This is a genomic window from Streptomyces sp. NPDC003943, from assembly GCF_053605265.1.
The window spans coordinates 1-25,704 of sequence record NZ_JBSGIW010000033.1 but is presented as its reverse complement, the minus strand read 5'-3'; the positions used below and the strand labels follow the sequence as shown (position 1 = coordinate 25,704).

Genomic DNA, 25,704 nt, shown 5'->3' with positions numbered 1-25,704 from the left:
ATGACGGAGCGCGCGCGTCTCAGCGCCGTCGCCCGTCCTGGGCGTCGGCGGTCGTCGGTGCGAAGGCCGAGGTCGCCAGGGCCTGCCATTCGCTGGGGCTCATGCCGTAGGCGCCGCGGAACGTGCGGCTGAAGTGAGAGGGGCTGCTGAAGCCCCAGCGGTGTGCCATCGCGGCCATCGTGATTCTCCGGGTGGAGCGGCCCAGCTCGAACCGGCAGGACTCGAGCCTGCGCTGCCGCACCCACTGGCTCACCGTGCTGCCGTCCTTCTGGAACAGCCTCTGCAGGTACCGGACGGAGATGTGGTGGGCGCGTGCGATCGACTCCGGCGAGAGGTCCGGGTCCATCAGGTGTTCTTCGATGTGGGCGTGGATACGGGACAGCATCTCGTTACCGCCTCCGAGGCCGTCGTCGACCGTGTCCGTCGTGTCCGCTTCGAGGAGCTCCATGACCAGCACGGAGAGGAGGTGTACGGCAGTCCGGGCCCGCCGGTCCCCGATCGTGGACCGGCGGAATTCCGCCTTGGCGGCCAGCGCGGTCAGGAAGTCCGACACCAGCGCCCCGATCCCCTCCCCGCCGCGTACGGGGACGCCGAGCACCTGGTCCAGTTCCGGCTCCGAGACGCCCAGATAGCAGCGGGGCACGCGGAAGAAGATCATCTGGCAGTCCTCGCCGAACCGCAGCAGCTGCCGCCGAGCCGGGTCGCAGAAGACCAGGTCGTTCGGCTCCAGCAGGGTCTTGGCACGCTCGCGGACGACGGTGACGGGCCCACGGACGTGGACGCCGAGGTAGATGTGGTTCCGGTCGTTCGTGTCCGGCATCTCGGAGAGCATCTGGACCAGCCACCCCGAGCCGGAGGAGGGCGCGGTCGGAGCAGTCGCCTGCCGGGGCACCTGTTCGGGCGCCCGTGACATGAGTGTGAGGGTCATGGTGATTCCTAGCCGTGGGTTCGTGCAGACGGAGGGCGGGCTCAGGCCCCTCTCGGCGGCTCCTCGGCCAGGAACTTCTCCACCACGGCGTTGAAGGCCGGCGGGTTCTCCAGGAAGGGGAAGTGTGAGCTCGCCACGTCGGAGGAGAAGACGTGCAGGCGTGCGCCGGGAATCCGCTCGGCGACGAAGCGCTGCGAATCGGGGTGCACATGGCTTCCCTCGCAGCCGATCACCAGGGTCGGCACGTCGATCCGGGGGAGCACGTCCCGCCAGTCCTGCGCGCAGTGGTCGAAGAGCAGAGGCACGGCCGCGTGGGCGGGTGTCGACCTGATCTCCTCGGCGACGAAGGCCAGCACCTCGGGGTCGGGTTCGCCGGAGAACATGCTGCCCACGAAGTCGGCGCGGACCGTGTCGCCCTCGGGACCCGCGAGGGCCGCGCCCAGGTACAGCAGCCCGGAGACGTCGAAGATGGCGCCGGAGTCCCGCTGTTCCCGCTCGGTCATCCAGGGCACGGCGGCGACCGCCGCGGGCTGGTCGACGGCGACGAATCGCCGGATCCGGCCGGTCCCGTACTGGTCGATGAAGCTCCACCACACGGAGACGCCCATGGACCAGCCCAGTGCGTCGAACCGGTCGAGACCGAGATGGTCGACGAGTTCGAGCACGTCGCGGGAGAGCCGGGCGATGCGGTAGCCGTGGCGCGGCTTGCCCGACCGCCCGTGGCCGCGCAGGTCGACGGTGACGACCCGACGGGCGGGTGCGAGCCCCTCGATCTGGTGGCGGAACATCGCCTGTGTCTGCCCCCAGCCGTGCAGCATCACCAGCGGGACGCCGTCGCCGCCGGTGTCCTGGTACGCGAGCCGTGCGCCGTCCGTCGTGATCAGTTGCTTCATGACCTCTCCCCTGGTCAGGGGCGGTACGTCGGCCCCGCCCGTCCCGAACATCATCGAATGGGGCCCGTCGCCCGCACCACCGCGAGCTGTAGGAATCGGGCCGTGGATCCTCCTCGCTTTGTCGAAGCGAGTCCGGGTCAGAAGGCCCTGTCGTCGCCCGCGGCGAGGAGTTCTCCGACCCTGAGGCCGAGGTGCAGAGTGAGCCGGTGGGCGCCGTCGTCGAGGTCGAGTCCGGTGATCTCCTGGATCTGGCGCAGGCGGTAGTACAGCGAGGTGCGATGGATGCCCAGGGTCTCCGCGGTCTTGGGGATCGACCCCGCGTGTTCGAGGAAGCAGCGCAGGGTGTCCCGCAGCCGGTCGCCGCCGTGAGCCTCGGTCAGGTTACGGAGCGGCTTCGGGACCAGGGACGCGTTCAGGGCGGGCTCGGGGAGCTGGAGCAGCACGGCGAGCTCCCCGAGGAGTTCCCAGTCGCCGACGCTGTTCAGGGAGGGCAGTCGGCGGGCCGCGCGGGCCGCCACGAGCGCCTGCTCGTACGACGTCCACGCCTCGTCCAGGCCGGAGTGCCGGCCGCCGACGCCGATCACGGGGTCCGCCGACGGGTCCAGGAAGGTACGGAGTTCGTCGAGGATGCGGGCGGACTGGGTGGCGACCTCGTCCGGGCGCGGCGGGCGGTCGCGGAGCTGGAGCAGGAGCGCCCGTTCCTTGCCGATCGCGACGAGGCCCTGGGCGGAGCGCGTCTGCCGATACCCCTCGAGCGCGGCCCAGAGGGCGGCCTCGGACCGGCGTACGGGCTCCGGCCCGCAGCTCAGTTGGACGACGGTGACCAGGACGTGCTCCGCCGCGCCGAGCAGCCCCGTCTCCTTGCCGCGCCGACGCGCGGTGGTGCGTGCGGCGACGTCGGCGCCGACGAGTGCGAGGGCGAGGTCCCGCTCGTCGGTCTTGCGGGTGTCGGCGGCGATCTGCTCTCCGTACATCTGGGCCGACATGGCGTCCGCGGCCCGGGCGATGGCACGGGTCTCCTCCTCCCCCAGCGTCTTCTGGGGGACGACCACCATGAGCAGCCCGAGGAGGTGCCCGCGCTCGCGCAGCGGCACGACGTACCGGGGCAGCAGTCCGAGGTCGTCACGGCCGTCGATGAAGCCGGGCCTCGACCACTGGGTCACGCCCTGGGCGAGGACGTAGCGGATGGCCGCGTTGTCGGCGCGGCCCTGCAGCAGGGTGCCGATGCGCACCGGATCCTCGTCGCCGAAGTGGCGGCTCGTGCAGACCATGCGGACCAGCGGGTCGTCGACGGCGACGGACCGGCCGAGCCGCTCCGCGAGCTCGTCGACGAGTGCCTGGAGCTCGGGGCTGCCGGGGCGGGCTCGCTGGAGCCTTACGGTCATGCGTTGTTCCTCTCTCGATCAAACTGTCCCCGCGGACTCCTCCACTCCGCGGTTCTTGATCAGTCTGAGGAAACGACGAGGCCGGCACATCGCATGAATCGTCCATTGCCATGACGCCCACAGGGGATACGAAGCGACTACTCTCCGCTGTCGCGATGTCTGACCAGCCGGCTCAGCTCCGTGCGCGAGGTGACGTCCAGCTTGGTGAAGGCCCGGCGCAGGTGCGAACTCACGGTGTGCGGTGACAGGGAGAGCTGCTCGGCGGCCTGTTGGTTGGTCAGCCCTCGGGCCACGAGCCGTACCACGCGTGTCTCCGCGGCCGTCAGCTCGGGCCATGCATTGTCGAGTCCGGCCGGCGTGGGCCGCTTGCGGACCCCGGCGGCCCGCAGGCGGCGGCGCACCCGGGCGACGTCCCGTCCGGCGCCCGCGCGCTCGTAGAGGGCGAGGGCCGTCTCGAAGTAGGGCACCGATTCGGACCTTCGGGTGCCCGCCAGCTTGCGTCCGGCGTCCTCCAGTGCCGACGCCCGGGCCAGCACCCTGGGGCAGTCCTCGTAGAGCCGGACGGCGCGGACGAGAGGGGCGAGGTCGTTGTCGAGGAGCCCCCGGGCGTGCGCTGCGGTGGCGGCGAGGAACGTGAGGCCGGGATTGAGTGCGGCTCGCCGCTCGGCCTGGGCGACCGCCTGCGCGGCCCGTTCGAGCGCGCCCGCCCGCAGCGCCAGACGGACGAGCGCCGGGGCGTCGGCGGGGTCGATCAGACCGGCGTACGCGGGCCGGTCCTCGGCGGGTGACGTCATCACCTCGTCGAGCTCGGCCATGGCACGGTCGGGCCGGCCTTCGAAGTCGGCCGCCAGTGCCAGCATCCAGGAGCCGAAGTGCCGGACGACGGGTGCGCCGTCGCTCCGCATGCGCCTCGCCTCCGCCGCGTACGCCTGTGCGGTCCCCCGGTCGCCGGTATGGAGGGCGACGCGCAGCATCACGTACCGGAGCGTGACGTCGGCGAGGTTGCCCGGACCGGGATCGTCGCTCGCGGACGCGGCTTCGCAGTCGGCCCGGGCGTCGGCCAGCCGCCCCGCTTCCAGCAGGATGCGGGAGCGGGTCATGAGCCACATGCGGGTGGCGACCGTCCGGCCCTGCTCCGCGGTGATCCGGATGCCCTCCTCCGCGACGGCGAGCGCCTCCGCGGTGCGTCCGGTGGTGTTCGACAGCAGGGCGTGCCACAAGGCCTCCGGCACCCACAGCGAGGTGCTGACGCCCAGGGCGTCGGCCAGCGCGGCCGACCGCTCGGCCTGCCGGAACGCCTCGGTCAGGTCCATGCGGTGGAAACTCATGGCCGAGCGGACCGTCGTCAGGGTGGCCTCGGCGCTGCGGTCCCCCGCCGCCGCCGCGGTCTCCCACGCCTCCGCGGCGACCTGTTCGGCCGCCGCGTGCTCGCCCGACATCGACAGGCCGACGGCGAGCATGGCGAGCAGTCGTCCCCGCACGGTCGCGGAGATCCCGGGCAGTGCCGCGCCGGCGCGGGCCTGCCGGACCGCCTCGGAGAAGTCGAAGGGTCCGGCGAGGCGGGCCAGGGCGAGGCGTATGAGCGCCTCGTCCTCGGGTCCGAGACCGCCGGCCGCCAGGGCGGAGGCGCCCAGCTCACGCGCCTGGGCGGCCCGGCCCGTCTGCCAGAGCAGCGGAATCGTCTCGGCGATGATCCGCGGCCGCTCCGGAGCGTCCGCGCCGGCGAGTTCCAGGGCCTCGAGGCTGCGCTCCGCGGCGGGTCCGGGAGCGGTGGCAGCGAGTTCCGCCGCTTCGGTGCGCAGCCGGTCGGCCTCCGCGGCTTCCCCCGGCGCCGACCCCTCGGCCTCCGCGGCATCGGCGGGTGTCCCCTGCGGCAGCCCGGCGGCCTGTCGGCGCAGGGCCCGACGCAGGGGCAGGGGGAGGCCGGCTTCCACCGCCTCGCGGATCAGGTCGTGGCGGAAGGCGAGGCGATCGCCGCTCTCGGCGAGCAGATCGGCGTCGAGGGATTCGCGTACGGCTGTGATGAGCGCCGCCGAGGACCTGCCGAGCAGTTCGGCGAGCAGCGCGACGGTGACCGTGCCGCCCACGGCGGCCGCGGTCTGCACCAGCTCCCGCGCCTCGTCGGACAGCTGGTCGAGGCGGCGCGCGACGGAGGGGAGTTGCCGTGGCGCGGGAGGTCCGGCCGGCAGCCCGGCCATGCCGTTCTCGATCGTCACCGCCTCCTCCTCCCGCAGCGAGCCGAGCAGCTCGACCAGCAGCTGGGGCACTCCCTCGGCGCGCCGGGCGAGGCGGAGGACGTCCGGGCCGGGAGGGACGCCGAGGACGTCCTCGGTGATCCGGGCGATCGCACGGTCCTCCAGCGCTTCCAGGACCAGCTCGTGTGCGCCCGCCTGGCGGATCCGGTCCAGGGTGGTGCGCACCCCGGACGGCACGCTGCCGCCGCGTACGGCGACCAGCCACAGGATCGGGTGCGACGAGAGTCCCGCCGCGAGGGTGTGGAAGGTGAGGAGGGTCAGGTCGTCGCACCACTGGAGGTCGTCGAGGACGACGAGCAGGGGTCCCTTCCGAGCCGCCTCCCGCAGGCGGTCCCCCAGCTCCTGAAGCAGCCAGAACCGCTGGCCGGGTGTCGTGGCGAGGTCCCGGAGACGTTGGGCGCCCGACAGCGGTTCGTCGCCGGAGAGTACGGCTTCCAGGAGCGGGCCGAGCGGTACGAACTGTTCGTCGGGGTCCGCCGCCCCCTCGAACACCCGCGTCCCGCGCCGCCTCGCGGCCGCCGCGGCTTCGGCGAGGATCCTGGACCTGCCGATTCCGGCGCGGCCCTCCACGCGGACGATCCCGCCTTGGCCCCGGCCGAGCGCGTCGAGCCGCTCCTCGATGAACGCCAGTTCGGCGTCCCTGCCCCGGAGGGGTGTCCGTACGCCGTCGAGCTCCTCGGGCGCGGTCCTGGTCGTCACTCGGTTCACGCTCATACGGCGGAACAGTATGAACCATGTGAATCACCCCGGCGTCGCCCGGTCCGGGGGCCCGTCTCAGTCGAAGCGCAGGTCGGCCAGTTGCCGTTCGAGGGCGGTGACGTCGTCCTCGGGTTCTTCCCCGACCGGGCGCGCCGCCATGAGCGCGGCGAGCTCGACGCCCGCGCGCCGGACCCGGCCGGGCAGGCCGTCGGTGTACTCGTCTCCGCCCGAGCCCCAGTCCTCGGAGGCCGCGAACACGGCGGTGGGGACGACGACGGCGCGGAGATAGGCGAACAGCGGGCGGACGGCGTGTTCCAGGACCAGGGAGTGGCGGGCCGTACCGCCTGTCGCCGCGGTCAGGACCGGTTTGCCGGTGAGGGCGTCCGGGTCGATCACGTCGAAGAAGGACTTGAAGAGTCCGCTGTAGGAAGCCGCGAACACGGGGGTCACGACGATCAGGCCGTCGGCCGCCGTCACCGCGTCGATCGCGGCGCTCAGTCGCGGGGGCGGGAATCCGGTCACGAGGTGGTTGGCGATGTCGCCGGCCAGTTCGCGCAGCTCCACGACCTCCGTCGACGCCTCGTGCCCCCGGGCGGCGAGTTCGTCGCGGGCCGATTCGGTCAGCCGGTCCGCGAGCAGGCGGGTGGAGGAGGGGGTGCTCAGCCCGGCGGAGACCACGGTCAGCCTCATGCGGCGGACACCTCCCCGACGGCGCGGAGCGACGCGTGCGTGGGGGCCTCCGGCACGTCGGCCGGACGTCCCTTCGCGAACTCCCTCCGCAGGACGGGCACGACCTCCTCGCCGAGGATGTCGAGCTGTTCCAGGACGGTCTTCAGGGGCAGGCCCGCGTGGTCCATCAGGAACAGCTGGCGCTGGTAGTCGCCGACGGTCTCCCGGAACGACAGGGTCCGCTCGATGACCTGCTGGGGCGAGCCCACGGTCAGCGGGGTCTGCTCGGTGAAGTCCTCCAGCGACGGGCCGTGGCCGTACACCGGCGCGTTGTCGAAGTAGGGACGGAACTCCCGTATCGCGTCCTGGGAGTTCTTCCGCATGAAGACCTGGCCGCCGAGGCCGACGATCGCCTGCTCGGGGGTGCCGTGGCCGTGGTGGGCGAACCGGCGCCGGTAGAGCTGCACCATGCGCCTGGTGTGGTCGGCCGGCCAGAAGATGTTGTTGTGGAAGAAGCCGTCGCCGTAGAAGGCGGCCTGCTCCGCGATCTCGGGGGACCTGATGGAGCCGTGCCAGACGAAGGGCGGAACGCCGTCCAGGGGCCGGGGTGTCGAGGTGAAGGCCTGGAGCGGCGTGCGGAACGTGCCCTCCCAGTCGACGACGTCCTCGCGCCACAGCCGGCGCAGCAGCGCGTAGTTCTCCTTGGCGAGGTTGATGCCCTGGCGGATGTCCTGTCCGAACCACGGGTACACGGGACCGGTGTTGCCGCGGCCCATCATCAGGTCGACCCGGCCGTCGGCCAGGTGCTGGAGCATCGCGTAGTCCTCGGCGATCTTCACCGGGTCGTTGGTGGTGATCAGCGTGGTGGACGTGGACAGGATCAGCTTCTCGGTGCGGGCGGCGATGTAGCCGAGCATGGTGGTCGGTGACGACGGCACGAACGGCGGGTTGTGGTGCTCGCCCGTCGCGAAGACGTCGAGCCCGACCTCCTCGGCCTTGAGCGCGATGGCGACCATCGCCTTGATGCGCTCGTGCTCGGTCGGGGTGCGACCGTTGGTGGGGTCGGGGGTCACGTCCCCGACGGTGAAGATGCCGAACTGCATGGGGTGTCAGACGGTGGGCCGGCCGCTGGCGGTGGTGGCGGGGATCTCCTGGTGGACGTCCCAGTGCTCGACGATCAGCCCGTCCTCGACGCGGAAGATGTCGACGACGGCCTGGCCCGCCTCGCCCGGGGCCGGGGTGAAGTGGCTGTGGACGAAGACGAGGTCGCCGTCAGCGGCGGTGCGGCGGATGTCGAAGCGCAGCTGCGGCATCTGACCCCGCAGCATGTCGATCAGGCCGGTGAGGGCGTCGAGGCCGTCGGGAAGGTTGGGGTTGTGCTGGAGGAGACCGGCGGCGACGTAGGTGGCGGCGGATTCGGTGCGGCCCTGGTTCCAGACGGTCTCCATGAATTCGGTGACGAGGGCGGCGTTCTTCTCGCTGGTCATGTGGATGCTCCTGTCTCGGTTCGGTTCTGGGGGTGGCTACGGGACGGTCAGCGGCCGGCGGCGGTCGCCGGGGCCTTGGCGGTGGGCTGGGGCGACGCGGGCGTGCTGGGCTGGTGGCGGCCGGAGGCCCGGTGGGCCCAGGCGGCCAGGGCGAGCGGGACGAGTCCGGCGGCCGGCAGCCAGGCGGCACCGGTGGCGGGCAGCAGGGTGGCGCCGAGGAGGCTTCCCACGCTCATGCCGAGGTAGAGGGAGGACGCGTTCAGGGCGAGGCCGAGGGCCCGCTGGTCGGGGACGAGGGCCACGAGCCGGGCCTGCTGGGGGGCCTGGAAGAGCTGGCTGAAGACGGCCCAGACGGTGAAGGCGGCGACGGCGGCCGGGAAGCCGGCGGGGGCGAGCAGCAGGGCGGCGAACGCGACGGCGAGGCCGGCCAGGGCCACGGTGATCGTGACGGGGCCGCCGAGGCGCTCGAAGACCCGGCCGGCCACCGCGTTGCCGACGACGCCGGCTACGCCGAACACCAGCAGCAGCAGGGCGACCTGCCCGGTCGTGGCGTGGAAGCGGTCGACCAGGTAGGCGCCGGCGACGCCGTAGACCGTGAACTGCGCGGCCATGAACGCGAGCGTCGTCACGATCACGGGCAGCACACCCTTCGTCCGCAGCACCGGCCGGAAGGCGGCAGCGGTGGCCGGGGTGCCGCGCTCCAGCGCGGGCACCAGGACGGCGACCAGGGCCAGCGAGAGCAGGGTCAGGGCGGCTATGCCGGCCGTGGTCCACCGCCATCCGGCGCTCTGCCCGAGGCTCGTGCTCAGCGGCACACCGAGCACGGTCGCCGCCGTCATCCCGGCGAAGACGGTGGCCAGCGCACGGGTGCGGCGCTCCTCGGGGACGAGGAGCGAGCCCGCCGCCGAGGCGGCCGGGCCGAACGCCGCCCCGCCCAGCGCGGTGAGCACCCGGGCCGCGCACAGCACGCCGTAGCCGGGGGCGAGCGCGGCGGCGACGCCTCCCGCGGCCATCACCGCGAGGCCGGCGAGCAGCACGCTCTTGCGGCCCAGGCGTCCCAGGACCACGGGGGCCAGCGGGGCGGTGACGGCGAAGGTGAGCGCGAACACCGTCACGAGCAGGCCGACCTGGGCCTGTGTGACGTGCAGGTCCGCGCTGATGGGGGCGCCGAGCCCGACCACCGCGAGCGAGGACGTGCCGAAGGAGAAGTAGCCGAGGGCCAGGGCCCACAGGGCCGGCCCGGAACGACGGGCGGGCATCGCGGCCATCCCATCCACCCCCATTTCAATACGGTGCGGTTCGGTTCGTAATGTCATTACAATACGGAGCGGTCCGTATGTCAATGACTTAAGGTGGGGCCATGAGCGGACGACCCAGAGACCCCGGCGTGGACGACGCCATCCTGCGCGCGACCAAGGACCTGGTCAGCGAGAACGGCTACCGGGCGGTGAGCATGGAGGGCATCGCCTCCCGCGCGGGCGTCTCGAAACAGACGGTCTACCGGCGCTACCGAAGCAAGGGCGAGGCGATCCTGGAGGTCCTCACCGACATCGCGGCCGGCCGGCTGCCCGTCCCGGACACCGGCACCCTCCACGGCGACCTGGTCGAGCTGCTGACCGCGACCTTCGAGGCCCAGCAGGGCGTCAGCGGCGTCCTCAACCGGGCGCTCGCCGCCGAGGGCATCCAGGACGAGACCTTCGCCCGCACGATGTGGGAGCGCCTGATCCTGCCCCGGCGCGACGTGGTGCGGTCACTGATGGAGCGGGCCCGCGAGCGCGGTGAAATCGCCTACGACGACACCGACTTCCTCATCGACCTCGTCTACGGGCCGATGTGGTACCGGCTGCTGTTCGACCGCACCACCCTGGACGCCGGCTACGCCCGGCGGACCGCCGACACGGTCACCGCACTGGCCGCTGCGCGCTGAAAACCCCGCCGGCCGGCGCCGGGGCGGTCGCCGCCCCGGACCCGGACCCGGCCGAACCCCTGACGTAACCCCTTCTCATAACCTCCCCTATTCCCCCTAATCTCCCGCCGCCCTCCCCGACACCTCCCCAGCACCTCCCCCGGTGGCAACCGAAGTTCGACCCTCCGGTATGTTCCTCCCGCCGATCAGGCAATCGAACGTACCTATCCAGCCACTGACACAACGATGGGGTGGGGCCGCATGCGGCGGCGTCGAATATGGGGTACGGCTGCGGCGGTCGCGGCCGGTCTGTCCGGGATCCTCGTCTTCCAGGGGGTGACCGGTAACCCGACCGGCTCCCTCGACGACGAGGGCGGCTCCGGACCGGTCCACACCGAGGCGAGGTCACTCGGCCTGAAGACGGACGCGAACGGGCACAGCGCGACCCTCGCACAGCAGGACACCAAGCCGTTCAGCATGCTCGGCGTCACCTGGTCCGATCCGTCCGCCAAGATCACCGGCAGCGTGGAGGCCCGCGCCCGCAAGGCCGGCACGGACACGTGGGGCCGCTGGGTGCACCTCGACGGCGACAACGAGCAGGTCGAGAAGGGCGCGCGGCGCGGTGGCACCGAGCCCGCGTGGGTCGGCCCGTCCGACGGCGTGGAGGTCCGGGTCGTCGCGGGCGGCAAGACCACGGCCAAGCTCCCGGCCGGGCTGCGACTGGACATGATCGACCCGGGCAGGTCCAGGACGAGCTCGATCGACACGGCCGCGTACGTCATGGAGGGCGCGGCCGGCGCCGAGACCACGGACCCGACCCCGACCGACACTCCGACCACCACGGACCCGGGCACCGGCACGACCACCGAGCCGACGCCCGACCAGACGACCGACCCCGCCCCGACGGACACCGCGACGGCCTCGCCGTCGGACACCGCCGCGACGCCGACGGACACGGCGGCCCCGACCGACACGGCGACCACCTCGCCCGCGCCGACCGACTCGGCCTCGGCGACGGCGAGCGCCACCCCGACCGTTTCCGTGCCGCCGGCCCCGCCGTCCACGGTGCCGCAGCCGCCCATCATGTCCCGCGCCCAGTGGGGCGCGGACGAGTCCATCAGCCCCGAGGCCCCGGCCTATCTGCCGGGCCCGGTCAAGGCGGTCGTGGTCCACCACACCGTCGACTCCAACACGTACACGTGCGCCGACGGCCCCGCGCTGGTGCGTGGCATCTACACGTACCACGTGAAGTCGAACGGCTGGAAGGACATCGGCTACAACTTCCTGGTCGACAAGTGCGGTGTCCTCTACGAGGGCCGCAAGGGCGGTGTCGACCGCCCCGTCTTCGGCGCGCACACCTACGGCTTCAACTCCGAGACCGCCGGCATCTCCATGCTCGGCGACTACAACACCGCCGCCCCGACGGCCGCCGCGCTGACCTCGGTGGCCCGGCTCGCCGCGTGGAAGCTCGGCCAGTACGGGATCGACCCCAACAGCACCACGACGCTGACCCCGGGTGCGGCCGGCGGCAACTACTTCGGCAAGACCTGGGCCTCCGGGGACAAGCTCACCTTCCCGACGGTCTTCGGCCACCGGGACGGCTACAACACCGAGTGCCCGGGCAACAACCTGTACGGCCAGCTCGGCACGATCCGCTCCTGGGCGGCGGGCCCGGTCGCCGGACTGACCGTCAAGTCCGTCTCGGGCGCCGGCGCGGCCGGCGGCAAGTACTACACCCGCGGCCCGGTCACCGTGAGCTGGAGCGCCACCACCCCCGCCACGCTGATCGCCAGGAACGAGCTGCTCGTCGACGGCAAGGCCGTCGCCACCGTCGCCGGTTCGGCGACCTCGGCCTCCACGGCCGTCGCGGCCGGCTCCCACACGGTGCAGGTGCGCGCCACCCACCAGTCGGGGAAGACGGCGACCAGCGCGGCCGTCACCGTCGTCGGCGACACCACCGCGCCCTACTTCTCCACCAAGCCGACCGCGGAACTGACGGGCGGCACGGTGAACACCACGTCCGCGCCGGTGAAGCTGCGCTGGAAGGCGACCGACGCGCTGGCCCTGCGCGACGTCCGGCTCACCACCCCGGCCGTCACCTACGGCCCGGCCACGACCGTCTCCGGCGTCCTCGGCGCCAAGCCGGGCGTGACGACCTACTTCACCCTGTCGGCCTACGACCAGGCGGGCAACAAGGGCGCGGCCACCGTCGGCGCCACCCCGGCGATCCTCCAGGAGAGCGCGGCGGCGAAGTACAGCACCTGGTCGTCCCGCTCCTCGTCCAGCTACCTGGGCGGCTACTCGTACTCGAGCGGTACCAAGAACGCGTCCCTGACCTGGACCTTCACCGGCCGTTCGGCGGCCTGGGTGGTCTCCCGGTCCACCACCTCCGGCCAGGCGTACGTGTACGTGGACGGGGTCAAGGTCACCACGGTCGACCTGAAGTCGGCGACGACCATGTACCGCAACGCGATCTGGACCAAGACCTGGGCGTCCAGCGCCAAGCACACGGTCAAGATCGTGGTCGTGGGCACGTACGGCCGGCCGACGGTCACCACGGACGGCCTGGTCTACCTGAAGTAGCCCGGTCCGCTCCCGGCAGCCAGAAGGCCCCGGTGTCCGATCCGTACAAGACGGGTCGGCCCGGGGCCTTCCAGCATGGGGCCATGAACGCGAACACGAACCGACCCGCACGCCCCGTGCCCCGCCTCGACGTCATCGGCCTGGTCACCGCCGACATGGCCGCCTCGCTCGCCTTCTACCGCCTGCTGGGGCTGGACGTCCCGGCCGGGGCCGAGAGCGCCCCGCACGTGGAGGTCGCGCTGCCCGGCGGTCTCCGGGTGCTGTGGGACACCGAGGACGTCGTCCGCTCCTTCGACCCCGAGCGGTCGCGGCCCGCGGGCGGCGACCGGGTGGCGCTCGCCTTCCGCTGCGCGGGCCCGGAGGAGGTCGACGCGGTGTACGAGGCGGTCACGGCCGCCGGTCACCGCGGGCACCTGAAGCCCTGGGACGCGGTCTGGGGGCAGCGTTACGCGGTGGTGCTCGACCCGGACGGCGCGGCGGTCTCGCTGTACGCGGACCGGTAACCGGACTGGTAGCCGGAGAGGTAGCCGGTCAGGGTCGTTCCCGTCAGGGCCCGCATCTCGCGGGCCAGATGGGCCTGGTCCGTACAGCCCGCGCGGTACGCCGCCTCCGCGTACGGCACCCCGGCCGCCACCAGGGCGAGGGCCCGCTGCAGGCGCAGGATCCGGGCCAGCGTCTTCGGCCCGTAGCCGAACGCGGCGAGCGAGCGCCGGTGCAGCTGCCGCGCGCCGAGGCCCACCTCGTCCGCCGCCGCCCCGACCGAGCCGCCCGCCCGCAGCCGGGCCACCACCGCCCGCAGCAGCGGATCGGGCGCGGGCGCCCCGGCGGCCCGGCGCAGCACCAGCTCCTCCAGGGCGGCGGCCCGGTCGGCCGCCCCGGTCACCTCGTCGGCGAGCCGCCGCGCCGCCCGGGCGCCCCACAGCTCCGCCAGGTCCACGCGCCGGTCGCGCAGCTCGCTCGCCTCCGCGCCGAGCACCCCGGGCGCCTCGCCGGGCGCGAAGCGCACGCCGGCGTACCCGGCGGCGGGGTTGCCGGGGACGTACGCCCGGGTGTCCGGCCCGGCGACGAGCAGTCGGCCGTCGGCCCAGATCAGGTCCATGCACCCGTCGGGCAGCACCGGGCGGACGACCGTCTCCTGAGCGACGGCCCGGGTCCAGACGACCGCTCCGGCGAGCCGCGAGGGGCGTTCCTCGTACACCCGCCCAGAGTAGGCCGCGGGGCCTATTCCTTCTCGCGGGTCGCGTGCAGCCGCGACTTCACGTCGTCCGGCGGCAGGAACTTCGACCAGCGTTCCGGGAACTCGGACGGCATGTCGGGGTCGTCCTCGTCCACGTCGTCCTCCTCGGCGCGCAGCCGGGCGACGAGGTCGGCGGCCTGGGCCGCGCGGGCGCGTTCGCCGGCCTCGCGGGCGGCGGCGGTGGCGACGGAGGGCCAGACGCGGTCGATGGCGGCGTTGACGGCGGCGCCGACGAGGACGGCGAACGCGGAGATGCCGATCCAGAGGAGGACGGCGATGGGGGCGGCGAGGGAGCCGTAGATGGTGGGGCCCTCGACCTGGCTGACCAGGTAGATGCGCAGCAGGAAGCTGCCCAGGACCCACATCCCGAGGGCCACGAAGGCCCCGGGGATGTCCTCGATCCACGGCGAGCGGACCGGCACGGACACGTGGTACAGGGTCGTCAGGAAGACGACGGACAGCAGGATGACCGTCGGCCAGTAGAGGACCGAGACGACCTCGGTGCCCCAGGGCAGGATCTGGACGAGGCGGTCAGGGCCGACGACGGCGAGCGGCAGCACGACCGCGCCGATGAGCAGGGCCACGATGTAGAGCAGCAGGGACAGCAGCCGGGTCTTGACGATGCCGCGGTGGCCGTCGAGGCCGTACATCACGGTGATCGTGTCGATGAAGACGTTGACCGCGCGGGAGCCGGACCAGATCGCGATGGCGAAGCCGAGGGAGATGATCTCCGGGCGTTTGGCCTTGGTGACGTCCTCCAGGAGCGGGCGGGCGATCTCGTTGACGCCCTTGTCGGAGAGGACGGTGCCGGCGGCGTGCAGGATGTTCTGCTGGATGCTGGCGACGGTGTCGGTGTTGGTCCACTCGTCGGCGTAGCCGAGCAGGGCGATCAGGCCGAGCAGCAGCGGCGGCAGCGAGAGCAGGGTGAAGAAGGCGGCTTCGGCGGCGAGGCCGAGGATGCGGTACTCGATGCACGAGTTGACCGTGTCCTTGAGGAGCAGCCAGACCATCTTCCGCTTGGACACGTTGCGGTAGAGGACGCGGGCCCGTTGGAGCCTGCGCCACCGGCGCCGGTCGGACCGCCCCGTCCGCTCCGGTTCCTCGCCCCGATCGCCACGGCCGGGTGTTTCGTTTGCTGCCTGCACCTCCTTACCGTATCGGCATGGCACCAAGGACCCACACCGTGACCAACCAGGCTCCCCCGCTGGTGGGGTACGACGTGTACGCGAGCGACCGGGCACTCGTCGAGGCCGTCGGGCGGCACCTGCCGCCGGAGACGGCGGCGGAGGCCGGTGAGGAGCTGACAGCCCTCGGGGTGTCGGCGGGTTCGGCGCAGGCCCTGGAGTGGGGGCGGCTCGCGAACGAGAACCCGCCGCGGCTGCGGACCCACGACCGGTACGGCCGGCGGATCGACGAGGTGGAGTTCCATCCGTCCTGGCACCGGCTGCTCGGCCGCGGGGTGGCGGCGGGGCTCAGCGGCAGCGCGTGGGGCCGGCCGGGCGGCCATGTGCGCCGGGCGGCGGCGTTCCTGCTGGCCTCGCAGGTGGAGGCGGGGCACGGCTGTCCGCTGTCGATGACGCACGCGGCGGTGCCTGCGCTGCGCGCGGATCCGGAGCTCGCGGCCGTCTGGGAGCCGCTGCTCGCCTCCCGGGTGTACGAGCAGGAGCTGCGGCCACCGCTGGAGAAGACGGGCGTGCTGCTCGGGATGGGCATGACGGAGAAGCAGGGCGGCAGCGACGTACGGGCGAACACGACCCGGGCGGAGCCGCTGGCGGACGACGGCGGGTACGTCCTGACGGGGCACAAGTGGTTCTGCTCGGCGCCGATGTCGGACGGGTTCCTGGTCCTCGCGCAGGCCCCGGGGGGACTGAGCTGCTTCCTGGTGCCGCGGGTGCTGCCGGACGGCACGCGCAACCCGTTCGCGATCCAGCGTCTGAAGGACAAGCTGGGCAACCGCTCGAACGCCTCCGCCGAGGTGGAGTTCGACGGGTCGACCTGGGCGCGCCCGGTCGGCGAGGAGGGGCGCGGCCTGCACACGATCATCGGGATGGTGGCGGCGACCCGGCTCGACTGCGTGCTCGGCTCGGCGGCGCTGATGCGGCAGGCGGTCGCGCAGGCCGTGCACCACACCTCGTACCGCGCCGCCTTCGGCGGGCTGCTCGTCGACAAGCCGCTGATGCGCAACGTACTCGCCGATCTGGCCCTGGAGTCGGAGGCGGCGACGGTGCTCGGGATGCGGCTCGCGGCGGCGTACGACGCCGCCGACTCCGGCACGGAGGACGAACGGGCGCTGCTGCGGATCGCGGTGCCGGTGGCGAAGTACTGGGTGACGAAGCGGTGCACGCCGGTGGTGGCGGAGGCCCTGGAGTGCCTGGGCGGTAACGGGTACGTGGAGGAGTCGGGCCTGCCGCGGCTGCTGCGCGAGTCGCCGCTGAACTCCGTCTGGGAGGGCGCCGGGAACGTCCAGGCGCTCGACGTGCTGCGGGCGTTGCAGCGGGAGCCGGGCGCGCTGAACGCGTTCCTGACGGAGGTGGGGCGGGCGCGGGGCGCGGACCACCGGCTCGACCGGGCGATCCGGGACCTGCTGGCCGAGCTGGCCGATCTGGACGGGATCGAGGCACGGGCGCGCCGGCTGGTGGAGCGGATGGCGCGGGTGCTGCAGGGCGCGCTGCTCGTGCGGTGGGCGCCGGCGGAGGTGGCGGACGCGTTCTGCGCGTCGCGGCTCGGCGGGGACTGGGGCGCGTCGTTCGGGACGCTGCCGCACACGCTGGACCTGGGCGCGGTGGTGGAGCGGGCCCGGCCGCTGGCGTGAACGCCTGTACGGAGGGCCCCTCGTTCAGGTGAGTGAGGCGCTGTGCCGCGCGCGCCAGGGGTGGACCTGAGGGGGTCGGCACGCGCGGAAAAGCCGAGGGTGGTGCTGCGCCGACACGGCACCACCCTCCGCTTCGGTTCCAGCCTCGTGCACGAGGGCGGGGGTTGCCAGAGTTGCAAGGGGTTGCAGGATTACGGGAAGCACCCGGCGTGTCGCCCCGCGGAGCGGCACGATGGGCGCCTGGACGCGCGCCACGGGGTGGCGCGCACCCTGCAGAACCGATACGGCAGCACCACCGCGACGACACCGCACGCACCGCAGCACGCCACACGGCACGCACCACACACGCACCACACCACGCACCACCGCACCTACTACCGCACCGCGGGTGGCTGGGAGGGACCGTTGAACAACACCGAGCTCGACCTGATCCGGCTGACCACCATGGACGCCGCCCAGGCGACCCGCCTGCTGCACCGGGTCCGCGAGGAGACGCTGGCCGGCCGCACCCCGCCGGTCGCGCCCCGGCCGGTCATCGACGCCTCCTGGCAGCGCATGTTCCGGCTCGGCCTCAAGCCCGACCAGGGCACCAGCAGCGTGCTGCTGCGCCGCGACGAGCTGGAGGAGCGGCGCCGCACGACCGTGCTCGGCGAGGTGATGCGCACGCTCAGCGCCGGGCTCGCGCGGATCGCCGACGCCTCGATGCAGATGATGGTGGTGACGGACGAGCACGGCCGGGTGCTGTGGCGGGAGGGCAATCTGTCGGTGATGCGCCAGGCCCACGGCATCTGCCTGGAGGAGGGCGCCGCCTGGAGCGAGAGCGACACCGGGACCAACGCGGTGGGCACGGCCCTCGCGATGGGCCGGGCCGTCCAGGTGCACTCCGCCGAGCACTACGTCCAGCAGCTGCACAACTGGACCTGCGCCGCCGCCCCCGTCCACGACCCGCGCGACCAGCGCCTGCTCGGGATCGTCGACGTCAGCGGCCCGGCGTCCAGCTTCCACCCGACGACGCTCGCGCTCGTCGCCTCCGTCGCGCAGCTCGCCGAGGCGGAGATGCGGCAGCGCCACCTGCGGTCCATCGAGCGGCTCCGCTCGGTCGCCGCGCCCATCCTCTGCCGGGTCGGCGGCCGCGCCATCGCCGTGGACCCGCACGGCTGGACGGCGGCGGTGACCGGCATGGCGCCGGTGGACCGGCTGGCGCTGCCCAAGTCCTTCCGGGCGGGGCGGGTCTGGCTGCCGTCCCTTGGCATGTGCGGGGTGGAGCCGCTGCCCGGGGGCTGGCTGCTCAGGGTGGACGACGAGCCCCCGACGGCCGACCCCGCCTCCGGCGCGGCGAGCCGGGTCGTCCTCGACCTCAGCCGCCCGCGCCGCTCGACGATCGCCGTCTCGGGCGCGGCCGGCAGCTGGTCGCAGGAGCTCAGCCCCCGGCACGCCGAACTCCTCTACGTGCTCGCCCTGCACCCGGAAGGGCGCACGGCGGCCGACCTCGCCGAGGACGTCTTCGGCGACCGGACGAGGACGGTGACGGTGCGGGCCGAGATGTCCCGCGTCCGCCGCAACCTGGCCGGCGTCCTGGCCCACCGCCCGTACCGCTTCAGCGAGGAGGTCGAGGTCGCCCTGCACCGCCCGGCCCACCCCGCGGACCTGCTCCCGCAGTCGACGGCCCCGGCGGTGGTGGCCGCCCGTGCCGCGATGACGGCGTAGCGGCTCCGGGAGCGGCGTCTGGTGCATGGGGTCTCCCCAGGCCCGCAGGGCCTGGGGGACGCATCGCAAGGCGGCGGAGGGAGTCCATGCGGAGCATCGGCGGCCGACGACAACGGTGCGAGGCACGGTGCTGGGGGCACCTCCCAGGCGAAGCTCTGGGGGAGTCGCGAGCCCGGCATGAAGCCCATCAGTCCTTCGCTCTCCGCCGTTCCGGTGTGATCACTTTCGCGGCCGGCCGGGGTGGGGTCGATTACCCCGGAGGCAATGGGAGATCGACCCCGCTGTCCACATCCTGGACAGGATGCCCAGCGTGCTCAGCTCTCGATGAACTGGTAGTCCTCGGCGATCCGGCCGTCCTCCGCCAGGACGACGAACTCGAGACCGCGGCCGCCCGGCTCCCCGGTCTCGCCGAGCACCGCCTCCCAGTGGAACTTGACCACGTTCCCGAGGCGCTCCGCGTCCCGCGTCGCGCGGAAGGTCATGGTGCCGGGCGCCACGAACTCCTCGTACGCGCGGTTCACCCGTGCTTCCAGCTCGGCGTGGCCGCGGGCGCGCAGCTCGGGCTCGGCGAAGCCGATGACGCGGGCGGCCTCGCGCATCTCCTGCGGCGGCTGGAGGACGTGGACGGCGTCCTCGTGCCACAGCTCACGGACGGCGCGGCGGCGCAGCTCGGGGTCGGGCTCGTTCCAGGCGGCGGCGTAGCGGTCGGCGACGGTCTGCGGGTCGGGGTACGACATGGCTGGGTCTCCTCGTTCGGCTGTCCGGTCGGTGTGTGCGTCCAGATTCCGGACTGCCGGGCGTCCCGGCAATTCCCCGCAGGGAATGGCCGGGCGGCGCCCGCTCCGGTAGACACAGGGCCGTGACGACGCAGACGACACCCACGACGGAGATCACGGTGACGACGGCAGCCGCCGGGACGGCGACACCCGCACGCGGCGTGGGTCCGTCGTTACGCGCCTGGCGGAGCCGGCGGCGGATGAGCCAGCTGGAGCTCGCCTCGCGGGCCGGGACCACGCAGCGGTACGTGAGCTTCATCGAGAGCGGCCGGTCGGTGCCGGGCCGGGCGATGGTGGTGCGGCTCGCCGAGTCGCTCGAGCTGCCGCTGCGCGAGCGGAACGCCCTGCTCCTGGCCTCCGGCTACGCCCCCGCGTACCGCGAGTCCCGGCTCGACGATCCGGCGCTCGCGCCGGTGCGCACGGCGCTGATCAGCGTGATGGAGGCGCACGAGCCGTACCCGGCGGTGATCGTGGACCGCTACGCCGACCTCGTGGCGGCCAACGCCGCCTTCGCCGCGCTGACCGCGACGGCCGATCCGGAGCTGCTGCGGGCCCCGGTGGACGTGGCCCGGCTGCTGTTGCACCCGCGCGGGCTCGCGCCCCGGATCGTGAACCTGGAGGAGTGGGCCTGGCACATCCTGGACTCGATGCGGAACGAATCTGTCCGCAATCCGGACGACCGGCTCACGGCTCGGATCGCCGAGCTGACCGCGCTCGTCCCGGAGCGGCCCCGCGACCCCGGCCCGGAGTACGTGGGCTTCGCGGTGCCGCTGCGACTGCGCACCGCGGCAGGCGACGAGGAGCTGCGGCTGCTCACCACCCTGACCCGCTTCGGCACGGCGGCCGACGTGACGGTGGCCGAGCTGCGGCTGGAGGCCTTCCTTCCGGCGGACGCCCGTACCGCGGAACTGCTCACCGAGGCCGCGGCCGCCCGCGAATGACGCCCGGCAGTGAGATACGCCCTGGGAATCCGGCGCTCCGCATGATGCGATAAGCCCATGAGCACGCCCATCACGCCCAAGAGCATCACTCTCACCACCTGGTCCCTGGAACAGACCTCGCCGTCCGACCTTCGCCCGGTCCCCGCCCCCGAGGGCCGGGACCTGAAGGTCGTGCGCGCCGGGGAGCCGTCGGCGGAGTTCAGCCGCTTCCTCTATACAGCGGTCGGCGGCGACATCAGGTGGACCGACCGGCTCTCCCTCACGTACGCGCAGTGGCAGGAGATCGTCGAGAAGCCGGGCGCCGAGATCTGGGTGGCGTACGAGAACGGGACGCCGGCCGGGTACGTGGAGCTGGACCCGCAGGACGACGGCGTGGTGGAGATCGTCTACTTCGGCCTGATCCCCGCGTTCCGGGGCCGCGGGATCGGCGGGCACCTCCTCTCGTACGGGGTGGAGCGCGCCTGGGACCTGGCCGAGCGCTGGCCGGAGCGGACGCCGACCAAGCGGGTGTGGCTGCACACCTGCTCGCTCGACGGGGAGCACGCGATGGCGAACTACGAGCGGCGCGGCTTCCGGCTCTTCGACACCAAGGTGGAACAGACCGAGGAGGCCGAGACGCCGGGCCCGTGGCCGGGCGCGTACGCCTGAGCCATCCGCACACAGCACGTGAAAGGGGCCCTGAACTGGGCCCCTTTCACGTGACCCATGCCACACCGTCTCGTAAAGCGAGACACTCCTGTCCACATCCTGGACGAAGCTGGACTGGGTCCAAAGTCCCGTGACACGCTTCCGTCATGTCTGGAACTGGAACTGCCTTGGTGAGTCGGCGGCACGTCGACCTCGGCCGCATGTCCAGCGCCATCTGTTCGGCGCGCTGAGAAAACCAGCACCGCCGCACTCTTCCTGACGTCCTGTTTCGCTGCGCACTGCCGCGCCACCCTCCGACCCACGCGCGAGTGTGCAGGTCAGAGCCGCCCTCTCGCCGTCCCGAAGGACATATCGCCATGGCCGCCACCCCGGAAAACCCCACTCCCGCCACCGCCCGCCGCAAGACCGGGCGCCACCGTGGCGAGGGTCAGTGGGCCGCGGGGCACTTCACCCCGCTGAACGGCAATGAGCAGTTCAAGAAGGATGACGACGGTCTCAATGTGCGGACACGTATTGAGACGATCTACTCCAAGCGCGGATTCGACTCGATCGACCCCAACGACCTGCGCGGACGCATGCGCTGGTGGGGCCTCTACACCCAGCGCCGCGAGGGACTGGACGGCACCAAGACCGGTGTCCTGGAGCCGGAGGAGCTGGACGCGGAGTTCTTCATGCTGCGCGTCCGCATCGACGGCGGCCGGCTGAGCACCGAGCAGCTGCGGGTGATCGGCGAGATCTCCCAGGAGTTCGCGCGCGGCACCGCCGACATCACCGACCGGCAGAACGTCCAGTTCCACTGGATCCGGATCGAGGACGTCCCGGAGATCTGGAACCGCCTGGAGGCGGTCGGCCTGTCCACCACCGAGGCGTGCGGCGACACCCCGCGCGTCATCCTCGGCTCGCCGGTCGCCGGCATCGCCGAGGACGAGATCATCGACGGCACGCCCGCCATCGAGGAGATCTACCGCCGGATCGTCGGCAACAAGGACTTCTCCAACCTGCCCCGCAAGTTCAAGTCCGCGGTCTCCGGCTCGCCGCTGCTCGACGTGGCGCACGAGATCAACGACATCGCCTTCGTCGGCGTGAACCACCCCGAGCACGGTCCCGGCTTCGACGTCTGGGTCGGCGGCGGTCTGTCCACCAACCCCAAGCTGGGCGTGCGGCTGGGCACCTGGGTCTCGCTCGACGAGGTGCCGGACGTCTACGAGGGCGTCATCTCGATCTTCCGCGACTACGGCTACCGCCGGCTGCGCAACCGCGCCCGCCTGAAGTTCCTCGTCGCCGACTGGGGCCCGGAGAAGTTCCGCCAGGTCCTGGAGGACGAGTACCTGAAGCGCAAGCTGACCGACGGACCCGCCCCCGAGCAGCCGGTCGGCCAGTGGCGCGACCACGTGGGCGTCCACAAGCAGCAGGACGGGCGCTTCTACGTGGGCTTCGCGCCGCGCGTCGGCCGGGTCGACGGCGCCACGCTGACGAAGATCGCCGAGATCGCCGAGGCGCACGGCTCGGGCCGGGTCCGTACGACCGCCGAGCAGAAGATGCTGGTCCTGGACGTCGAGGAGGCGCAGGTCGAGTCGATCGTCGCCGCGCTCGAGGCGCTGGACCTGCGGGTCACCCCCTCGCCGTTCCGGCGCGGCACGATGGCCTGCACCGGCATCGAGTTCTGCAAGCTGGCGATCGTCGAGACGAAGGGCCGCGGCTCCTCTCTCATCGACGAACTGGAGCGCCGTCTCCCCGAGTTCGACGAGCCGATCACCATCAACATCAACGGCTGCCCGAACGCCTGCGCCCGCATCCAGGTCGCGGACATCGGTCTCAAGGGCCAGCTGGTCCTGGACGACGAGGGCAACCGGGTCGAGGGCTACCAGGTCCACCTGGGCGGCGCGCTCGGCCTGGAGGCCGGCTTCGGCCGCAAGGTCCGTGGCCTGAAGGTCACGTCGGCCGAGCTTCCCGACTACGTCGAGCGGCTCCTCAAGCGCTTCCAGGCGGAGCGCGCGGACGGCGAGCGCTTCGCCACCTGGGCGGCCAGGGCCTCCGAGGAGGCGCTGTCGTGAGCGAGCGAGCCGCCCCCTTCCACTGCCCCTACTGCGGGGACGAGGACCTGCGTCCGAACGAGCAGGGCCATGGCGCCTGGGAATGCGCCGCGTGCAGCCGAGCCTTCCAGCTGAAGTTCCTGGGGCTGCTCGCCCCCGGACTTCCGGTCAATCACCCTGGAAGGAACGAGATATGACGGTCGATCAGTCCGCCGAGGAGCTGACCGCGGCCGACCTGAAGGCACTCGCCGAGCAGGCCGGCCGCGAGCTGGAGGACGCCTCCGCGCTGGAGATCCTCCAGTGGGCGGCCACCACCTTCGGCAAGCGCTTCTGCGTCACCTCCTCCATGGAGGACGCGGTCGTCGCGCACCTCGCCTCGCGCGCCATGCCGGGCGTGGACGTCGTCTTCCTCGACACCGGCTACCACTTCCCCGAGACCATCGGCACCCGGGACGCCGTCGACGCCGTCATGGACGTCAACGTCATCACGATCACGCCGCGCCAGACGGTCGAGGAGCAGGACGCCGAGTACGGGCCGAAGCTGCACGACCGCGACCCCGACCTGTGCTGCGCGCTGCGCAAGGTCAAGCCGCTGGAGGAGGGCCTGACCGCGTACGTCGCGTGGGCCACCGGACTGCGCCGCGACGAGTCCCCGACCCGGGCGAACACCCCGGTCGTCGGCTGGGACGAGAAGCGCCAGAAGGTGAAGATCTCCCCCATCGCCCGCTGGACCCAGGACGACGTCGACGCGTACGTCACGGAGCACGGCGTCCTCACCAACCCGCTCCTGATGGACGGTTACGCCTCCGTCGGCTGCGCCCCCTGCACCCGCCGGGTGCTCGAGGGCGAGGACGCGCGGGCCGGCCGCTGGGCCGGGCGCGCCAAGACCGAGTGCGGGCTGCACGGATGACGGACACTCAGGAAACCCAGGAGAAGCACGTGACCGGTGCCACCATCTGGCTCACGGGTCTGCCCAGCGCGGGCAAGACCACCATCGCGTACGAGCTGGCCGGCCGGCTGCGGGGCGAGGGCCACCGCGTCGAGGTGCTCGACGGCGACGAGATCCGCGAGTTCCTCTCCGCGGGCCTCGGCTTCAGCCGCGAGGACCGGCACACCAACGTGCAGCGGATCGGCTTCGTGGCCGAGCTCCTCGCCTCCAACGGCGTGAAGGTGCTCGTGCCCGTCATCGCCCCGTACGAGGACAGCCGCGAGGCGGTCCGCAAGCGGCACGCCGCCGAGGGCACCGCGTACGTCGAGGTGCACGTGGCCACTCCGGTGGAGGTGTGCTCGGTGCGTGACGTGAAGGGCCTCTACGCCAAGCAGGCCGCGGGCGAGATCAGCGGGCTGACCGGCGTCGACGACCCGTACGACGAGCCGAAGAACCCCGATCTGCGGATCGAGTCCCACACCCAGACCGTGCAGGAGTCGGCAGCGACGCTCTTCACGCTGCTCACCGAGAGGGGTCTCGCATGACCACCACCGTGGCTCACGTCCACGAGGAGACCGACAGCCCGTTCGCGCTGTCGCACCTCGACTCCCTGGAGTCGGAGGCCGTCCACATCTTCCGCGAGGTGGCGGGCGAGTTCGAGCGGCCGGTGATCCTGTTCTCCGGCGGCAAGGACTCCATCGTCATGCTGCACCTGGCGCTGAAGGCGTTCGCCCCCGCGGCGATCCCCTTCACGCTGCTGCACGTGGACACCGGGCACAACTTCCCCGAGGTCATCGAGTACCGCGACCGCGTGGTCGCCGAGCACGGGCTGCGGCTGCACGTCGCCTCGGTGCAGGAGTACATCGACCGCGGCGCGCTCAAGGAGCGTCCGGACGGCACCCGTAACCCGCTGCAGACGGTCCCGCTGACCGAGGCCATCCAGCAGCACCGCTTCGACGCCGTGTTCGGCGGCGGGCGGCGCGACGAGGAGAAGGCCCGCGCGAAGGAGCGGGTGTTCAGCCTCCGTGACGAGTTCTCGCAGTGGGACCCGCGCCGTCAGCGCCCCGAGCTGTGGCAGCTCTACAACGGCCGGCACGCCCCCGGTGAGCACGTCCGCGTGTTCCCGCTGTCCAACTGGACCGAGCTGGACGTCTGGCAGTACATCCAGCGGGAGAAGATCGCGCTTCCGGAGATCTACTTCGCGCACGAGCGCGAGGTGTTCCAGCGCAACGGCATGTGGCTGACGGCCGGCGACTGGGGCGGCCCGAAGGACACCGAGACCGTCGAGACGCGGCTGATCCGCTACCGCACGGTCGGCGACATGTCCTGCACCGGCGCGGTGGACTCCGACGCCACCACGCTGGAGGCCGTGATCACCGAGATCGCCGCGTCCCGGCTCACCGAGCGGGGCGCCACCCGGGCGGACGACAAGCTGTCCGAGGCCGCGATGGAAGACCGTAAGCGCGAGGGGTACTTCTAATGAGCACGACTACCGACCAGCCGACCGCCGGCAACGCGGAGCTCGCGGCGACCACCCTGCTGCGTTTCGCGACCGCCGGTTCGGTCGACGACGGCAAGTCCACCCTGGTGGGCCGGCTGCTCCACGACTCCAAGTCGGTCCTCGCCGACCAGCTGGAAGCCGTCGAGCACGCCTCCCGCTCCCGCGGCCAGGACACCCCCGACCTGGCCCTCCTCACCGACGGCCTGCGGGCCGAACGCGAGCAGGGCATCACCATCGACGTGGCCTACCGCTACTTCGCGACCCCGCGCCGCCGGTTCATCCTCGCCGACACGCCGGGCCACGTGCAGTACACCCG

25 protein-coding genes are annotated in these 25,704 nt (G+C 72.4%); 14 read left to right on the top strand and 11 right to left on the bottom strand.

Features of this window, described 5'->3' with window-relative positions; genetic code table 11:
• Positions 1–19: 19 nt before the first annotated feature.
• From ACWEV0_RS16250 to ACWEV0_RS16215, 8 genes are all read right to left on the bottom strand, one after another.
• Positions 20–928 carry a helix-turn-helix domain-containing protein gene (locus ACWEV0_RS16250; protein ID WP_453149936.1) on the bottom strand — a complete coding sequence of 303 codons (909 nt, stop codon included), beginning with the start codon at positions 926–928 and terminating at the stop codon, positions 20–22.
• Positions 929–969: 41 nt separating this feature from the next.
• Positions 970–1,821, bottom strand: a complete 852-nt coding sequence (locus ACWEV0_RS16245) for an alpha/beta fold hydrolase (protein ID WP_453149935.1) — start codon at positions 1,819–1,821, stop codon at positions 970–972.
• Between the two features lie 137 nt (positions 1,822–1,958).
• On the bottom strand, positions 1,959–3,206 hold the full coding sequence (locus ACWEV0_RS16240) for a PucR family transcriptional regulator (RefSeq protein WP_453149934.1): 1,248 nt from the start codon (positions 3,204–3,206) through the stop codon (positions 1,959–1,961).
• Positions 3,207–3,343: 137 nt separating this feature from the next.
• Positions 3,344–6,175: an ATP-binding protein gene (locus ACWEV0_RS16235; RefSeq protein ID WP_453149933.1), complete on the bottom strand. Its 2,832-nt coding sequence runs from the start codon at positions 6,173–6,175 to the stop codon at positions 3,344–3,346.
• Between the two features lie 60 nt (positions 6,176–6,235).
• Complete coding sequence (locus tag ACWEV0_RS16230; RefSeq protein ID WP_453149932.1) at positions 6,236–6,850, bottom strand: FMN reductase; 615 nt, start codon at positions 6,848–6,850, stop codon at positions 6,236–6,238.
• On the bottom strand, positions 6,847–7,932 hold the full coding sequence (locus ACWEV0_RS16225) for an LLM class flavin-dependent oxidoreductase (RefSeq protein WP_453149931.1): 1,086 nt from the start codon (positions 7,930–7,932) through the stop codon (positions 6,847–6,849). The genes ACWEV0_RS16230 and ACWEV0_RS16225 overlap by 4 nt, the downstream gene beginning before the upstream one ends.
• A 6-nt stretch (positions 7,933–7,938) precedes the next feature.
• Complete coding sequence (locus ACWEV0_RS16220; RefSeq protein ID WP_453149930.1) at positions 7,939–8,316, bottom strand: nuclear transport factor 2 family protein; 378 nt, start codon at positions 8,314–8,316, stop codon at positions 7,939–7,941.
• 47 nt (positions 8,317–8,363) lie between these two features.
• Positions 8,364–9,584, bottom strand: a complete 1,221-nt coding sequence (locus tag ACWEV0_RS16215; protein WP_453149929.1) for an MFS transporter — start codon at positions 9,582–9,584, stop codon at positions 8,364–8,366.
• 92 nt (positions 9,585–9,676) lie between these two features.
• Here ACWEV0_RS16215 and ACWEV0_RS16210 point away from each other — a divergent pair, with 92 nt between their 5' ends.
• The 3 genes from ACWEV0_RS16210 to ACWEV0_RS16200 all read left to right on the top strand — a co-directional run bounded on the left by ACWEV0_RS16210 (position 9,677) and on the right by ACWEV0_RS16200 (position 13,308).
• On the top strand, positions 9,677–10,243 hold the full coding sequence (locus ACWEV0_RS16210; protein ID WP_453149928.1) for a TetR/AcrR family transcriptional regulator: 567 nt from the start codon (positions 9,677–9,679) through the stop codon (positions 10,241–10,243).
• A 240-nt stretch (positions 10,244–10,483) separates the two neighbouring features.
• Entirely contained in the window at positions 10,484–12,805 is a 2,322-nt protein-coding gene (locus tag ACWEV0_RS16205) for an N-acetylmuramoyl-L-alanine amidase (protein ID WP_453149927.1), read from the top strand.
• A gap of 83 nt (positions 12,806–12,888) precedes the next feature.
• On the top strand, positions 12,889–13,308 hold the full coding sequence (locus tag ACWEV0_RS16200; protein ID WP_453149926.1) for a VOC family protein: 420 nt from the start codon (positions 12,889–12,891) through the stop codon (positions 13,306–13,308).
• Here ACWEV0_RS16200 and ACWEV0_RS16195 read toward each other — a convergent pair.
• The gene (locus ACWEV0_RS16195; RefSeq protein ID WP_453149925.1) at positions 13,251–14,003 is read right to left on the bottom strand and encodes a helix-turn-helix domain-containing protein; all 753 of its coding nucleotides are present in this window, start codon (positions 14,001–14,003) and stop codon (positions 13,251–13,253) included. The genes ACWEV0_RS16200 and ACWEV0_RS16195 overlap by 58 nt on opposite strands.
• A gap of 23 nt (positions 14,004–14,026) precedes the next feature.
• Positions 14,027–15,187, bottom strand: coding sequence for a YihY/virulence factor BrkB family protein (locus tag ACWEV0_RS16190; protein ID WP_453149924.1), 1,161 nt, complete (start codon positions 15,185–15,187; stop codon positions 14,027–14,029).
• 17 nt (positions 15,188–15,204) lie between these two features.
• Between ACWEV0_RS16190 and ACWEV0_RS16185 the strand changes: the two genes are divergently transcribed.
• Positions 15,205–16,854, top strand: coding sequence for an acyl-CoA dehydrogenase family protein (locus ACWEV0_RS16185; protein ID WP_453149923.1), 1,650 nt, complete (start codon positions 15,205–15,207; stop codon positions 16,852–16,854).
• A gap of 405 nt (positions 16,855–17,259) precedes the next feature.
• Positions 17,260–18,561 carry a GAF domain-containing protein gene (locus tag ACWEV0_RS16180; RefSeq protein WP_453149922.1) on the top strand — a complete coding sequence of 434 codons (1,302 nt, stop codon included), beginning with the start codon at positions 17,260–17,262 and terminating at the stop codon, positions 18,559–18,561.
• Positions 18,562–18,875: 314 nt separating this feature from the next.
• Here the strand turns inward: ACWEV0_RS16180 and ACWEV0_RS16175 are convergent, their stop codons facing one another.
• Positions 18,876–19,298 carry a hypothetical protein gene (locus ACWEV0_RS16175; RefSeq protein WP_453149921.1) on the bottom strand — a complete coding sequence of 141 codons (423 nt, stop codon included), beginning with the start codon at positions 19,296–19,298 and terminating at the stop codon, positions 18,876–18,878.
• A 239-nt stretch (positions 19,299–19,537) separates the two neighbouring features.
• Here ACWEV0_RS16175 and ACWEV0_RS16170 point away from each other — a divergent pair, with 239 nt between their 5' ends.
• The 9 genes from ACWEV0_RS16170 to ACWEV0_RS16130 form a co-directional block, all read left to right on the top strand.
• Complete coding sequence (locus tag ACWEV0_RS16170) at positions 19,538–20,278, top strand: MmyB family transcriptional regulator (protein ID WP_453149920.1); 741 nt, start codon at positions 19,538–19,540, stop codon at positions 20,276–20,278.
• A 57-nt stretch (positions 20,279–20,335) separates the two neighbouring features.
• Entirely contained in the window at positions 20,336–20,926 is a 591-nt protein-coding gene (locus ACWEV0_RS16165; RefSeq protein WP_453149919.1) for a GNAT family N-acetyltransferase, read from the top strand.
• Positions 20,927–21,072: 146 nt separating this feature from the next.
• The gene (locus ACWEV0_RS16160; RefSeq protein ID WP_389208060.1) at positions 21,073–21,156 is read left to right on the top strand and encodes a putative leader peptide; all 84 of its coding nucleotides are present in this window, start codon (positions 21,073–21,075) and stop codon (positions 21,154–21,156) included.
• A gap of 126 nt (positions 21,157–21,282) precedes the next feature.
• Entirely contained in the window at positions 21,283–22,980 is a 1,698-nt protein-coding gene (locus ACWEV0_RS16155) for a nitrite/sulfite reductase (RefSeq protein ID WP_453149918.1), read from the top strand.
• Positions 22,977–23,156 (top strand): hypothetical protein, encoded by a 180-nt coding sequence (locus ACWEV0_RS16150; RefSeq protein WP_453149917.1) that lies wholly within the window; start codon positions 22,977–22,979, stop codon positions 23,154–23,156. Before ACWEV0_RS16155 ends, ACWEV0_RS16150 begins: the two co-directional genes overlap by 4 nt.
• The gene (locus tag ACWEV0_RS16145) at positions 23,153–23,869 is read left to right on the top strand and encodes a phosphoadenylyl-sulfate reductase (RefSeq protein ID WP_453149916.1); all 717 of its coding nucleotides are present in this window, start codon (positions 23,153–23,155) and stop codon (positions 23,867–23,869) included. The genes ACWEV0_RS16150 and ACWEV0_RS16145 overlap by 4 nt, the downstream gene beginning before the upstream one ends.
• Positions 23,866–24,432: an adenylyl-sulfate kinase gene (cysC, locus tag ACWEV0_RS16140; RefSeq protein WP_451610556.1), complete on the top strand. Its 567-nt coding sequence runs from the start codon at positions 23,866–23,868 to the stop codon at positions 24,430–24,432. Before ACWEV0_RS16145 ends, cysC begins: the two co-directional genes overlap by 4 nt.
• Positions 24,429–25,367, top strand: coding sequence for a sulfate adenylyltransferase subunit CysD (cysD, locus tag ACWEV0_RS16135; RefSeq protein WP_453149915.1), 939 nt, complete (start codon positions 24,429–24,431; stop codon positions 25,365–25,367). The genes cysC and cysD overlap by 4 nt, the downstream gene beginning before the upstream one ends.
• The coding region (locus ACWEV0_RS16130; protein ID WP_453149914.1) for a GTP-binding protein at positions 25,367–25,704 on the top strand (338 nt) is incomplete at its 3' end. The genes cysD and ACWEV0_RS16130, both read left to right, overlap by 1 nt.